11 protein-coding genes are annotated in these 13,965 nt (G+C 41.0%); all 11 read left to right on the top strand.

Annotated features, from left to right (window positions below; all coding sequences use genetic code 11):
- The first annotated feature begins 30 nt into the window (after positions 1–30).
- The 11 genes from B9T62_RS28870 (at position 31) to pcrB (ending at position 13,932) form a co-directional block, all read left to right on the top strand.
- The gene (locus B9T62_RS28870; protein ID WP_087918403.1) at positions 31–2,304 is read left to right on the top strand and encodes a glycosyltransferase family 2 protein; all 2,274 of its coding nucleotides are present in this window, start codon (positions 31–33) and stop codon (positions 2,302–2,304) included.
- A gap of 1,212 nt (positions 2,305–3,516) precedes the next feature.
- Complete coding sequence (locus B9T62_RS28865) at positions 3,517–5,976, top strand: DUF7657 domain-containing protein (RefSeq protein ID WP_087918402.1); 2,460 nt, start codon at positions 3,517–3,519, stop codon at positions 5,974–5,976.
- Positions 5,969–6,679, top strand: a complete 711-nt coding sequence (locus B9T62_RS28860) for a glycosyltransferase family 2 protein (protein ID WP_087918401.1) — start codon at positions 5,969–5,971, stop codon at positions 6,677–6,679. The genes B9T62_RS28865 and B9T62_RS28860 overlap by 8 nt, the downstream gene beginning before the upstream one ends.
- Before the next feature lie 14 nt (positions 6,680–6,693).
- Positions 6,694–7,062 (top strand): DUF2304 domain-containing protein, encoded by a 369-nt coding sequence (locus tag B9T62_RS28855; RefSeq protein WP_087918400.1) that lies wholly within the window; start codon positions 6,694–6,696, stop codon positions 7,060–7,062.
- Between the two features lie 12 nt (positions 7,063–7,074).
- Positions 7,075–7,437 carry an EamA family transporter gene (locus B9T62_RS28850; RefSeq protein ID WP_245864109.1) on the top strand — a complete coding sequence of 121 codons (363 nt, stop codon included), beginning with the start codon at positions 7,075–7,077 and terminating at the stop codon, positions 7,435–7,437.
- Positions 7,438–7,608: 171 nt separating this feature from the next.
- Positions 7,609–8,472 (top strand): dTDP-4-dehydrorhamnose reductase, encoded by an 864-nt coding sequence (rfbD, locus tag B9T62_RS28845; protein ID WP_087918399.1) that lies wholly within the window; start codon positions 7,609–7,611, stop codon positions 8,470–8,472.
- 96 nt (positions 8,473–8,568) lie between these two features.
- On the top strand, positions 8,569–9,588 hold the full coding sequence (locus B9T62_RS28840; RefSeq protein ID WP_245864108.1) for a glycosyltransferase family 2 protein: 1,020 nt from the start codon (positions 8,569–8,571) through the stop codon (positions 9,586–9,588).
- Between the two features lie 178 nt (positions 9,589–9,766).
- On the top strand, positions 9,767–10,666 hold the full coding sequence (locus B9T62_RS28835; RefSeq protein ID WP_245864691.1) for a glycosyltransferase family 2 protein: 900 nt from the start codon (positions 9,767–9,769) through the stop codon (positions 10,664–10,666).
- Positions 10,663–12,069, top strand: a complete 1,407-nt coding sequence (locus B9T62_RS28830) for an undecaprenyl-phosphate glucose phosphotransferase (RefSeq protein ID WP_087918396.1) — start codon at positions 10,663–10,665, stop codon at positions 12,067–12,069. The genes B9T62_RS28835 and B9T62_RS28830 overlap by 4 nt, the downstream gene beginning before the upstream one ends.
- Positions 12,070–12,149: 80 nt before the next feature.
- A complete protein-coding gene (locus tag B9T62_RS28825) occupies positions 12,150–13,025 on the top strand; it encodes a phosphatidylinositol-specific phospholipase C/glycerophosphodiester phosphodiesterase family protein (protein WP_087918395.1) in 876 nt (291 codons plus the stop codon).
- 187 nt (positions 13,026–13,212) lie between these two features.
- Positions 13,213–13,932, top strand: coding sequence for a heptaprenylglyceryl phosphate synthase (gene pcrB / locus B9T62_RS28820; RefSeq protein ID WP_087918394.1), 720 nt, complete (start codon positions 13,213–13,215; stop codon positions 13,930–13,932).
- Positions 13,933–13,965: the final 33 nt, after the last annotated feature.

Raw genomic sequence — 13,965 nt, 5'->3', positions numbered from 1 at the left:
TTTTAGAGTAAGAAGGGGAGAGGGTTTGGGTTGGCAATCAAAAAGATTTGGGGCAAAATCAAGTCATTCACAGCGGGTGTTTTATCTTTAAGCACAGATATTGAATTGAAAATTATATCTGATCTGACACTTTTAAAAGGGGAGTTTATATCTACAGGCACAGATCCTGCATTTCTATTAGAAGGAAAGATATTTAATGGTTGGAATAAAATAAGTTGGTATTCTGAGTCGGAAGAATATATTCCTTTAAAATTATACTGGGATAATGGGTTGGGGTTTTCTGAAAATAATAGTATAATTTTTTCTTCCATTCCTAAAGGAACGGTAAATTACAATATGACATTTTATATCCCTGAGGATGCAGTTAATTTACGTCTTGATCCAGGTGATAAGAAAAATAAGTTTGTACTTAAAAATATGAAGTTTAAGAAAACAACTAAATTTAAAATTCTATTGAATGGTCTTGCTAATTTCTTCAAGCAACGAGGCGCAAATTACAATACTTTTAAAGTTGTCGTGAACAAAAGTTTGGTGGTATTAAAAAGTCAAGGAATTAAAGGTCTATGGTATAAAGCAAAACAGGTAAGTGGAATTAGCAATGGCAATGTGGTAGATGATTATTCATTATGGCTTGAGAAAAATACTTTATCAAAAGATGAACAAAATATTATTTCTTTAAAAGCTGCGGCGTTTGTGTACAAGCCTTTAATATCTGTAATCCTTCCTGTTTATAATGTAGAAGAGGAATGGTTGAGGAAATGTATTGAATCAGTTAGAAATCAATTGTACACAAACTGGGAATTATGTATCTCGGATGATGCATCTACCAAGGGACATATTCAGAGAGTACTTAATGAATACATGGACATTGATAAAAGAATAAAAGTTGTATTCAGAAAGAAAAATGGTCATATTTCTGAAACCTCAAATTCATCTCTTGAAGTTGCTGAGGGTGAGTACATTGCTTTATTAGATCATGATGATGAACTTACTTTAGATGCACTGTATGAGGTAGTTAAACTAATCAATGAATATCCTGAAGCTGATATGATTTATAGTGATGAAGATAAAATTGGAATGGATGGTATTAGGCATTCTCCGTTCTTTAAACCCGACTGGTCCCCTGATTTACTACTAACTCATATGTATACATGTCATTTAGGGGTGTATAGAAGATCATTAGTTGAACATGTAGGCTCGTTTCGTAAGGGAGTTGAGGGTAGTCAGGATTTTGACTTAGCTTTAAGAATAACTGAACAAACGTCTCATATATATCACATTCCTAAAATACTTTATCATTGGAGAACTATACCAGAATCAACTGCATCGGGTTCGGGCGCAAAAAATTATACTCATTTCGCTGGTCTTACTGCAGTGCAAGATGCTATGAAAAGAAGAAATATAAATGGTTGGGTTGAAGAACTTGATGGTTACTCAAATTTTTATAGAGTTCATTATAATGTTGAGAGTAATCCTATGGTTAGTATAATAATTCCAACAAAAGATAATCATAAACTTTTATCCAGTTGCTTGAGTTCATTAACTGAAATCACTAAGTATAGTAATTATGAAATTATTGTTGTTGATAATGGTAGTGAAGAACAGGATACATTTGATCTATTTGATGAGTGGAAAGATGAATTAAATGATAGATTTAAATTAATCACTATTAATTCTTCATTTAATTTCTCAGCACTTAACAATGCAGCAGTCAAACATGCAGTAGGCGAATTAATTCTCTTTCTTAACAACGATATTCAGGTCATAGAAGAGAATTGGCTAAGCGATATGGTAGGTTCCGCGATGAGAGAGAAGGTAGGCGCTGTAGGTGCTTATTTAAAATATCCAGATAACACTGTACAACATTCAGGACTAACATTAGGATTAGGTGCACAAAGAGCTGCTGGTGACGGTCATCATTATCGTCCAATAGATGATCCGGGATATTTTGGCGCGCTAATTTCTGTGAAAAACGTGTCAGCAGTGACTGCGGCGTGCTTAATGGTAGAGAGAAAAATATTTGAAGAGGTTGGCGGTTTTGATGAGAACTTAACCGTAGCTTACAATGATGTTGATCTTTGTCTATTGTTTAGAGATAAAGGTTATTTAAATGTTTGGCTACCTTACGTAAAACTGATACATCATGAATCAAAGTCCAGAGGGTATGATAATACAAGTACAAAAGTTGATAGATTAAACAAAGAGGCGGAGTATCTTAAGAATAAATGGGGAGCAATACTAAATAGTGATGTCTATTATAACCCCAATTTATCTCTAGATACTGGTTATATAACAAAAATTTAGATAATAAAATCCTGGCTAAACTCACTGGCTTTCAACCAGTAAATCCCTTCAGGATTAGCAGATACATAAGTGTGGGGGGCCCACGACGATGTATTCATCGAAGAGTGAATCTCAATCACGAACTTGATCTTACTTGAGCAAGGGGGTATTTCAATGCACTTCAGTGTAAGGGATGACTTTCAGTAGCTTAGATGAATCCCTACATTTTAGTGAAGGGTGATTTAGAAATCTCAAGATTTAGTTTGAGAAGCGAAATTAAGCAAAGGCAATACATCTATACACGTTAAACCAGAGTTTTCTTGGGGTTGGGAATGATTTCATGCTCACCATGTCGGAGTTAATAGAAAAATTAACGTGAAGATAATGACAATGGAGTTTAAGAAAGCAGACCAAGAAAAATCAAAAAACTAATGAAGCAGGAATAAGATAGACAAATGTATGAACGCTAACAAACCATTGTTCTGCATCGGGTCAAAGGGATGAATGTGAAGAAAATTCCAGATATTACCCTCAGAACAGAGACAACGATTAAAACCTACATTCGCTCGTATGAGAAAAAAGGTCTGGGGGGTTGGTGATGAAGTTTTCTATAGATGCGTCGGAGCAGTTGTGCCCAGCCCAGCAAGAGCAACTAAAAATGTCATCAACCAAACCTTCCTTACCAGTTGGAATTACTGCCAGATATAACAGGACACTCCGTCTGGCAGTCGAGTATGTGGAGTGAGAATCTGAAATTAGTTATACCCTCCCGGGCATGGCGAAGCTGTTACACCGGTTGGACCTTCGATTCGCGAAGCTGACCTATACACTTACTAGAATACAGTCGATCACATCACCAGAGATATCGTATGGAAGGAAGATGTTCAGTTTAGCAGAGACGTTTCTCATATTTCTTAAAAAAGTTGTAGCGTAGTTCCCAAACCGAAAAATTGTGAGCTAATCAAGCCTTTTCTATCAGATATGAATGGACGCTGGGAGTTTGCTTTTTTGCCTCCATACAGCCTCCAATTTAGTATTGAAGTCGGATGTTATCAACAAATTATTTTACCACACGTTAGCTGAAATTCAAGAAAAAGTCGCAGATTTTATGGGTTAAACTATGAAATACAAGTGATACATTATTAAGCGTCTGTGTGTTCGTCTGGAGACTTCCTTCACGATATGAATTTCCGAAAATCATTATTTTAATATCTATAATAAAGGTGGTGCAAAGTGTCGAGAAAGAAGGTTATAAGCCTTTTGGTGTTAATATTTGTGATTTACATCCTTCAGTTACTTTTTTTTAATTTCAGTTATTTTACTGCAGACAGAAGTCTCACATCTGAAGTTCTTTCAGTTAATGAAGGTACAATAAAGGACCTTGAGGTAGTTGATGGTTCTTTTCTCTCAACTACTAACGACCCTTGGATAGATTTCCATCCCACAATTAGGATTATTAAGAGTATTGAAATTGAGGCTTCTTATGAAAATAGCAATTCTTTGTTACAAGTATTTTATACAGTAGGAGAGGACACTTCGTATTCAGAAGCTAATTCGAAAGTATTACAAACTAAACAAGGTAAACATAAATACAGTATAGATCTTGGTGATGAACTGAAAATTACCAGCTTTAGGGTAGATATAACTAATCTGAACAACGAAAAGGTAGGGTTGAATAAATTCACTTTAAACCCTCATGAAAATTTTATTTGGAATACTAAACAATTATTGTTAAACACTTTGTTATTATGTATATTAATGATTTTATCTTATTTAATTTATAAAAAAATTGACTTGATAATCAAATATAGATATCAACTGAGCGGTATAATATTCGTGATTTTAGTTTTATTCAAGCTTCATGGCTCATCTATAGGAATGTGGGATAAATATATCACACAAAAAATTGATACAAGTAAACAAACTACACTTATAGGAACCGAAAGATCAATACGTAGTGATGAATGGCTAGTTCAAGTACCATATATGTTATCTCAAGTAAATAATGCGAGTTTTAATCAATATCATAACGAGTTAGTACGTTCAGATGGTCAAAATATGTTACTTGCTAACACACCTACATTTACCATAGAAACTCTGGGAAAACCATTTTATTGGGGTTTCTTGATTTTTAATGCGGATTATGGATTATCTTGGTATTGGTTTTCGAAAATGATATTGTTACTACTGCTATCTTTTGAAATATCAATGTTTTTAACTAGAGAAAATAAAATATTATCAATATTAGGTAGTTTATGGATAGCTTTCTCTCCGCCGATACAGTGGTGGTACACTACTGGAGCTGGGGTAGTAGAATTAATAATTTATTCTCAAGCAATAGTTACTTGCGCAATATATTATTTTAAATCTGATAATATAAGAACTAAAATTTTTCTTTGGGGGGCTGCGACGCTTAGTTTAATTGGTTTTGTATATACGTTATACCCTGCTGTTCAAGTTCCATTAATGTTTTTAATACTGATATTTTTAGGAGTCTTAATATCTGATAATTTTAAAACACTGAGCATAAAAAAGATTGAACTTTATTTTATAATTGTATATATATTATTATTCTTTTTTACTGTATTTTCTTTTCTCAATAATAGTATGTCTGATATTAAGCTAGTGTTAAACACGATCTATCCTGGAAAAAGAATGATCAACGGTGGTGACTATTCCTTTTCAGATCTACAATTGTATTTAATAAATTGGTTATTACCTTTTAAAGATACTACTTTTTCGAATAATAGCGCAGTAAGTTCACTTTTCAACTTTGTGCCCTTGATAATGATAAGTTTTATTTTTATTAACAAGATAGTAAAAAACAAAAAGATGTTTTTGGCTTTATTTCTTTATTTAATATTTCAAATTTCATGGCTTTTTGTTGATTATCCCTATTTTATTGCTAAAATAACTTTGTTTTCTTTTGTTCCTGAAGCCAGGTTAGCTGGAATTTCTTTTGGTATCACAGCAGTATATATTTCTATTTGGTTTGTAGGAGAAGTGTTTAGATTAAAACCATTCTCCTTAATCCAAAGTCTGTTGTTTTGTATACTAACCTTCTTCGTGTACCTTTATTCTGTTTATAGTAGTGAAATGCATAATTATCTAGGTGCATTCACTATTGCAACATTACTCTACTATACTCTGATTCATTTCTTTTTGTTAAAGGGATATAGAAAGGTATTTCTAATAAGTATGCTTCTAACAATATTTGTATCCGGATTAACTATTAATCCTATAGCGAGGGGTACGGATTCTATCTATAATAAGAAAATCACTCAAGCTATTGAAAGTGTCAACGAAGCTGATCCAGATCAAAAATGGGTCGCAACTGATAGTATTGTTAATGGACAACTTTTAATTGCATTAGGTGTGAAATCATTTAATAGTGTACAGTTTTATCCTGATTTAAAGATGTGGAGAAAATTAGATGAAGAGGGTGAATTTAATAACGTTTATAATCGGTATGCACATGTGATTGTTTCGCTTACGCAACAAAAAACAGAATTCATTTTAGATTATCCAGATAGATTCACAGTCAAATTGGACATATCAGATTTACCTACTACTGGTATAAGGTATATTTTATCATCTTCTAATTTGGATCAATATGATGTGCTAAAAAAAGTATATTACGAGCAAGTAGATCAGTTTTATATCTATAAAGTTAAGGAGAGCACATATGAATAACAAGAAAATATTACTCATTATTCCCGCATATAATGAAGAAGAAAATATTTTAGATACTCTTAATAGCATTAAGTCTGTAAAAATTCCAAATTCCGAAATATTAGTAGTTAATGACTGCTCTTTGGATGATACAGGCTGGATATGTAAGGATGCTGGAGTGTCCGTTATTGATTTGCCTTGTAATTTAGGCATAGGTGGAGCTGTTCAAACAGGGTATAAGTATGCCCAAAATTTTGGTTTTGATATAGCTATTCAAGTAGATGGTGATGGCCAGCACAAACCAGAGTATATTTTTGACTTAATAGAACCACTTCTGAATAATGAGGCTGACTTAGTGATAGGATCCCGTTATATTAAAAAGGAGGGCTTTCAAAGTTCGCTTATGAGAAGAATTGGAATTAATTATTTTTCGCGTCTGTTATTATTGCTTACCAACCAAGTAATAACTGATCCCACATCAGGTTTTCGTGCTTGTAATAAAAATGTAATTGATCTTTTCTCCAAAAGATATCCTACCGATTATCCTGAACCTGAGTCCATAATGTATCTCAAAAGAACGGGCTTTCGTCTAAGAGAAGTTTCGGTTGTAATGCAAGCAAGAAAAGGAGGACAATCCTCCATCACGAAGTTTAAATCAGTTTATTATATGTTGAAAGTATCACTTGCTATAATAATTGATAGGATGAGAAAGCAAATTGTATAAGAAGGAAGTAGTATATGATATCCGATAAACTTCAAATTATTCTTTTTTTGGTTTCTATTGTATGTTTTTGTCTTTTGATTAATATGATTCGTAAATATCACATAGAGCTAAAATATTCAATGATGTGGTTATGTGTAATGTTTATTGTGGTTATCCTTTCGATATTTCCTAAATCATTTGAAACAATTGCTACTCATATGGGCATTGAATTACCTGTAAATGCATTATTTTTGATCTCTATATTTGGAATTAGTATAATTCTGTTTTCTTTAACTATAGTTATCTCTCGAACGACGATAAAGTTAAAGGAATTATCTCAAGAAATTGGCTTGTTAAAGCATGAAATGGAAGAGTTGAAGAGAAAAGATAACACTGTGAAATGAGGGGATAGTATATTGCGTTCTTCTAATATTGTAAACTCTATCTTACTTTTATCTAATATTTTCATGCTAGCCACTGGCCAAATTTTTTTCAAGTTAGGATTAGGGAAAATAGGCGGAGTGAACTTAAATAATGCCTGGAAGGCAATGTTTAATATTCATATTATAGCTGGATTAATTTTATATGTATTTGCAACATTAATATGGTTTGTGGTACTTTCAAGAATTCCCCTCAGTGTTGCTTATCCTATACAAAGTATTGCATATGTTTTAGGTTTACTTGCTGCTTTATTAATATTCAATGAGCCAGTGAGTGCAATGAAATGGTTAGGTATGATGATAATTATGTTGGGAGTTGTTATTATAGCAGTGGACTGACTTATGCATTGTAGAGGCTCACTACAAAACCATCCATTCTGATCAAGCACTAAACTCTAGTCGGAATGTCTTATTATCTTGTGGTAATGATAAACTTACAAACATGCATAATCTAACTAAATAATATTTATATTGTTTTAAACAAGAATTAAAACACACGGAGGTTGAACCATGAGAATTCTCGTCACAGGAGCAGCCGGGCAGCTCGGCCAGGATGTAGTATTACTGCTGCAAAAACAGGGCCATGAAGTTATGGCCTGCGACCGCCAAGAAATGGACATTACCAACCTTGCAGAATGCCAAGAGGTGATCGGCTCATTCGCACCGGATGCCGTGATTCATTGTGCGGCTCATACGGCGGTGGATGTAGCTGAGAGTGATGTGGATGCTGCTTATCTGATTAATGCGGTGGGCAGTCGTAACGTAGCGTTAGCTGCTGAGAAAGCCGGAGCGAAGCTGGTGTATATCAGTACAGATTACGTTTTTGATGGTATGGGTAGTCAGCCTTACCACGAATACGACAACACCGATCCGCAGAGCATCTACGGTAAGTCGAAGCGTGCAGGAGAAATTCTGGTTCAGTCGCTGTCATCGAAATATTTTATCGTCCGCACCTCCTGGGTGTATGGCAAATACGGCAATAACTTTGTCAAAACAATGCTGAAGCTGGGGCAGGAGAAGACACTGCTGCAGGTGGTGGATGACCAGAAGGGCTCGCCTACCTATACAGTGGATTTGGCGCGGTTCCTGCTGGAGCTGATTGCTACGGAGAAATACGGGGTTTACCATGCCTCGAACACTGAAGCTTGTACCTGGTACGAATTCACGCAGGCGATTTTTGCCGAAGCTGAAGATATTCTGGGCCTGAAGTTCACCGCCAAGCTTGAACCTTGCGGAACAGATCAATTTCCGCGCCCGGCACCGCGTCCGCAGTATTCGGTGCTGGAGCATCTCTCCATCCGTACCAACGGTTTTGAGGATATCCGCCCTTGGCGTGAGGGGCTGCGTGATTTCCTGCTGGAATTGAAGGAATAGAAGATTAATAGAACTCCCGAGTCGTACACGGCGATTCGGGAGTTTTTTTGATGTGTTTTTTGCTATAATAGATGAAAAATGAATCCGAGGAACCCGATGAACAAAACAGTTAGCATACATATCGTTACCTATAACAGTGCAGATGATATTATAGAATGTTTAACGGCAGTGCTGGCCCAGGATTATCCCATGGAGCAGGTAGTGGTGGTTGATAATGCATCGTCAGATGGCTGCGTGGAGAAGGTGAAAGCCTTCTTCGGCCAAGCGTTATTGGAGCAGCCGGCGGAATCGCTTCGTACGCGTAGTCCTATTGATCTCTCTCATCAGCCTATTGGAAGCATCCACAACCTCCCCCAACTGAAGCTGATTGCCAATCCGGTCAACACCGGGTTCGCTCCCGCACACAATCAGGCGATTGCTGCCACGGACACCGACTATATACTGGTGCTTAACCCAGACCTTACGTTGGCACCGGATTATGTATCCAGGCTAGTTTCCAGAATGGAGGCTGATCCCACGATTGGCAGCGCGACAGGCAAGCTTCTGCTGAAGGCTGATCCTGCCGTGGTAGACAGCACGGGACTGCGGATGAGCAGGAACCGTCGTGCGTTTGACCGCGGAGCTGGAGAACCGGCGGAGAACTGGCAGACGTCCGGGCTTGTATTCGGCGTATCCGGAGCAGCGGCGATGTATTCGCGGCGGATGATTGAGCATATCAGTGTGGAGGGCGAGTTTTTTGATGCGGATTTTTTTGCATACAAAGAGGATGTGGATGTCGCCTGGCGCGCACAGCTGATGGGTTGGCAGGGGTATTATGATGCACAGGCCATCGGGTACCATGAACGGGGCTGGAAAACCTCCGGCCGTAGCGGCAAGGCGATGTTCATCAGACGAATCTCTTATATTAACCGCTACAAAATGATCTATAAGAATGAACCCCGGCGTACCTTGCTGAAGACGATCCTGTTATCTCTGCCCTATGAGCTTGCTGCACATGGTTATATGCTGCTGAGAGAGCCGAAGTTAATTAAGGCATGGGGATCATTTTTCTCTCAAAGCTCCGCTCTGAGAAGAAAAAGGAAGACTATTCAGTCCAGGGTAAAAACAGACGTATAGAGCTGCAATTGTTGCCGCTCCTAGTGATCACTCAGTACCTCCCTGCCCTCAAACCTCCCATCCGGGAGGTTTTGTGCTATAATAATTGTCGAGAGATTACTATATTTGTCAGGAGAGTAGTGCAGTGAATGTAGATGTAAGCATACTTATATTGAATTACAATACATGCCGCCTGACGATGGACTGTATAAGGTCGGTTTATGACTCGGTAACGAACTATTCCTATGAGATTATATTGATAGACAACCATTCGCATGATGATTCAGTAGAGACCATCAGCAGAGAGTTCCCGGGTGTGCTGTTGATTGCCAATCAAGAGAATGTCGGATTCGCCCGCGGGAACAATCAGGGCATGGGTGTGGCGTCCGGCAGATATGTGCTGCTGCTCAACTCCGATACGGTGGTGCGCAAGGATACGCTGGAGACAATGGTGGCCTTTATGGACACCCGGCCGGATCTGGGTGCCTCGGGGTGCAAGATTATTTTGCCGGATGGTTCGCTGGATAAGGCTTGTAAGCGGGGATTTCCGACGCCGTCGGCTTCGTTCTATTATGCCTTTGGATTCAGCAAGCTGTTTCCGGACCGTCCGAGATTCAACGGGTATCAGCTGGGTTATTTAGATCCTGACGAGGCGTATCCGATTGATTGCCTGGTGGGTGCGTTTATGCTGGTGCGGCGGGAGACGATTGCGCAGGTGGGCGGACTGGATGAGGAGTTCTTTATGTACGGCGAAGATCTGGACTGGTGTTACCGGATTAAGGAAGCCGGCTGGGGGATTTATTATTATCCTGAAACATCGATTGTGCATCTCAAAGGCGGCAGCGCGCGACGCAGACCGTTCAAGATCGTCTATGAGTTTCACCGGGCAATGATTTTATTTCACCGTAAGCATTATAGCAGGCAGTACAACAGTATGATTAATGGAGCGGTGTATGCAGGCGTGGGTGTGAAGTTCGCCATCTCCCTGCTGCGCAATGCGCTGATCCTTCCCAAGACAGTCCCTTCGCCGGCGCAGAGCCTTGGCTCTGCCGCAGAGGTTGGTCCACGTAATGATAATAATACCGAGGTGAGATTATGATTCGCCGGAATCAGCAATTCCTGACCCAGCTCTATATGGTGGCTGACTTTGCTATTATCCAGCTGTCTTTTCTAATGGCCTGGTGGCTGAAGTTCAAGAGCGGGTGGCTGGAATCCTATAATAACCTGCCTGTTGAATCCTATGCTTATTGGAGTTTGATTTATGGTGCTATCGCTGTCTTGATTGGCATCTTGCTCTCATTATATCTGCCCAAGCGTAAGAAACGGTTTGTAGATGAATTCCTGAAGGTGTTTCAGGTGCATGCATTGGGTATTTTTATTCTGCTAGGCCTGATGTTCTTCGTGAAGGAAGTCGACATCTCCCGGCAATACCTGGCCATTTATATAGGTTTCAATATTCTGTCCATTATGCTCTACCGCTATGTGCTGAAGAAGATGCTCAAGTCCTTGCGCGAAAAAGGCTTCAACCGCCAGTTCGTGCTGATCCTCGGAGCGGGAACACTCGGCAAACGGTTCTATAACAATCTGGAGCAATACCCGGAGCTGGGATATGAAGCGATCGGTTTTCTGGATGACTATCTGACCTGGGACGGAATGGAGGAGCAGCGCTACAAGCCGATTCTCGGAACGGTTGATCAACTGTCGGGGTTGCTGGAGATGCTGCCTGTAGATGAGGTGATCCTGGCGCTTCCGCTGGATGCCCACTCCAAATATTCTTCTATTATCGCTGCGTGCGAGAAGGCAGGGGTTCGAACGTTGATCATCCCGGATTTTTTCGACTATCTGCCTGCGCGCCCGTACTTTGACAATTTTGCCGGAATGCCGATGATTAATGTTCGTGATATTCCCTTGGATATGGCTGGTAACAAACTAGCCAAACGGTTATTCGATATCGTATTCTCGCTGTTCGCAATTATTATGATGTCGCCGGTGATGTTGTTGGTGGCGCTTGGCGTAAGGCTGACTTCTCCAGGGCCGGTTATTTTCAAGCAGGAGCGGGTGGGTCTGAACCGTCACAACTTCATGATGTACAAGTTCCGCTCGATGAAGCTGCAGACGGACGGCGGAGAGGACCGAGGCTGGAGCACACCGGAGGACCCGCGCCGTACGCGGTTTGGAACCTTTATCCGAAAAACATCCCTGGATGAGCTGCCGCAATTTTTTAATGTGTTGTTCGGGCATATGAGCGTGGTCGGGCCACGTCCCGAGCGTCCGTTCTTCGTTCAGCAGTTCCGTAGCGAGATTCCCAAGTATATGGTGAAGCATCATGTGCGTCCTGGTATTACGGGCTGGGCGCAGAGCAATGGGCTGCGTGGAGACACATCGATTGAAGACCGGATCAAACATGATATTTTCTATATTGAGAACTGGTCGCTGCTGTTTGATATCCGTATTATTTTCAAAACGATCCGCAACGGTTTTACCAATAAAAATGCTTATTAGTACGATCTTCCCCGTTATGCCAACCGGCAGAGCGGGGTATTGTTTTTCTACTCCAAACACTGCAAAGGAATTTATACTTTATGAAGAAAAAATGGTTGGCTTTTGGAATTGTACTTGTGGCACTGGCGCTTATAATAGTCATTATACTCACTCAAGAAAAGAAAGAGGAACCGGCCACCGGCTTTGCGGCCCACCGGATCATCGCTCACGGGATGGGCGGGATTGCAGGACATGCCTATAGCAACTCTTTTGATGCCTTCATAGCCAACTATGAGCAGGGGACGCGCATTTTCGAAACGGATCTGCTGCTGTCTTCCGACGGTCAGCTGGTTGCACGTCATGAATGGACAGCCAACATGAGCAAGCTGCTGGGTCAGCTGGACGTACTTCCCGAGGACAGGCAAGGAGCGGTATTAGGGCATCAGGAGCTAATGGACACTCCAATCCTGGAGCTGTTCTCGCCGCTTGATTTTGCGAAAATACTGGACCTGATGGTGTATTACCCCGACGCCTATATTGTGACCGATACGAAAGAGACGGATCCCGCGCTGGTGAAACAGCAGTTTGAGCTTATCAGCGCCGCGGCGTCACGCCGCGATCCTGCACTTCTGGACCGGATTGTGCCGCAGATATACAGCCAGAGCATGCTGGAGGAGATTCGTAAGGTGTATCCTTTTCCGCATGTGATCTATACACTCTACCAATCCCAGGATACGGATGAACAAGTGATCGCTTTTGCCCAGACCAGCGGAGTGGATATCACCATGCCGGTCAGCCGGGCCACCACAACGTTCGTGCAAAAGCTGAAGCAAACGGGGGCCCGTATCTATGTGCACAAGCTGAATAACGAACAGGAGATCAAAAAGCTGTACGAGCTTGGCGTGGATGGCTTCTATACAGATTTTGTCTCGGAAGAGGATTTCGGCCATCTTCCCGGACTGCGCGATAGCCGGTAAGTTGGAACATGAACAACTGCCGGGGCGGATTGATTTCCAATAAAAAATGCGAAAAAATGTTCGCATTTTTAGCTGCTTTAAATTGACACACCTGCTGTGCTGGCATAGACTAGATTTATATCTTTTGCAGCCTGCAGGAGTGTCTTTGGCATGGAATAAAGATGAATAACAAGGATGGAGTATATCCATGAATGTAACGCAGCAGATGATAAAACCTTGGCGCCATGTGTTCAAGCTTGACCCGGACCGGGAGCTGGATGATGCGGGACTGAATGCGGTCTGCCTCTCAGGGACGGACGCGCTGCTGGTAGGCGGCTCGACAGGAGTAACCTATCACAATACGGTGGAGCTGCTGTCACGTATAAGGCAGTATGCTATCCCCTGTGCACTGGAGGTATCTGATCTGGAGGCAATTGTCCCCGGGTTTGACCTCTACATGATTCCCATGGTGCTGAACACACCTGATCCGGCCTGGATTGTAGGCCATCACCGCCGTGCGGTAGAACGTTATGGCTCTCTAATTCCCTGGGATCTGCTGCTGACTGAAGGTTATATTGTGCTGAACGGGGATTCCACTGTAGCACGACTCACTCAGGCGGACACCTCGCTGGATGCAGAAGCCGCAGCGGCTTACGCACAGGTAGCGGACAAGCTGATGAGCCTTCCCGTTGTGTATCTGGAGTATAGCGGCAGATTCGGGGAGATGGACACCGTACGGACGGTACGCGAGTGTGTAGAGCACAGCCAGCTGTTCTATGGCGGCGGCATTGCCTCGAAGACAGAAGCTGAACAAGCGGCTGCTCTTTGTGATACGGTCGTTGTAGGCAACATTATTTATCACGATCTGGAGCAAGCCTTGCTGACCGTTGAGGCGGTGCGGCAGACCACGCAGCTGAAGCTCGATTAGTAGTTATAGTTAGGACTACTTAGGAACATTATT

Source organism: Paenibacillus donghaensis, from assembly GCF_002192415.1.
Taxonomy (GTDB): Bacteria; Bacillota; Bacilli; order Paenibacillales; family Paenibacillaceae; genus Paenibacillus_AQ; species Paenibacillus_AQ donghaensis.
This window is presented reverse-complemented; position numbering and strand designations above follow the sequence as displayed.

Coding starts and splice junctions, on each gene's coding strand:
- B9T62_RS28860 (WP_087918401.1), top strand. CDS start 5,969: ATGAATAACAAGAAAATATTACTCATTATTCCCGCATATAATGAAGAA.
- B9T62_RS28855 (WP_087918400.1), top strand. CDS start 6,694: ATGATATCCGATAAACTTCAAATTATTCTTTTTTTGGTTTCTATTGTA.
- rfbD (WP_087918399.1), top strand. CDS start 7,609: ATGAGAATTCTCGTCACAGGAGCAGCCGGGCAGCTCGGCCAGGATGTA.
- B9T62_RS28840 (WP_245864108.1), top strand. CDS start 8,569: ATGAACAAAACAGTTAGCATACATATCGTTACCTATAACAGTGCAGAT.
- B9T62_RS28835 (WP_245864691.1), top strand. CDS start 9,767: ATGGACTGTATAAGGTCGGTTTATGACTCGGTAACGAACTATTCCTAT.
- B9T62_RS28830 (WP_087918396.1), top strand. CDS start 10,663: ATGATTCGCCGGAATCAGCAATTCCTGACCCAGCTCTATATGGTGGCT.
- B9T62_RS28825 (WP_087918395.1), top strand. CDS start 12,150: ATGAAGAAAAAATGGTTGGCTTTTGGAATTGTACTTGTGGCACTGGCG.
- pcrB (WP_087918394.1), top strand. CDS start 13,213: ATGAATGTAACGCAGCAGATGATAAAACCTTGGCGCCATGTGTTCAAG.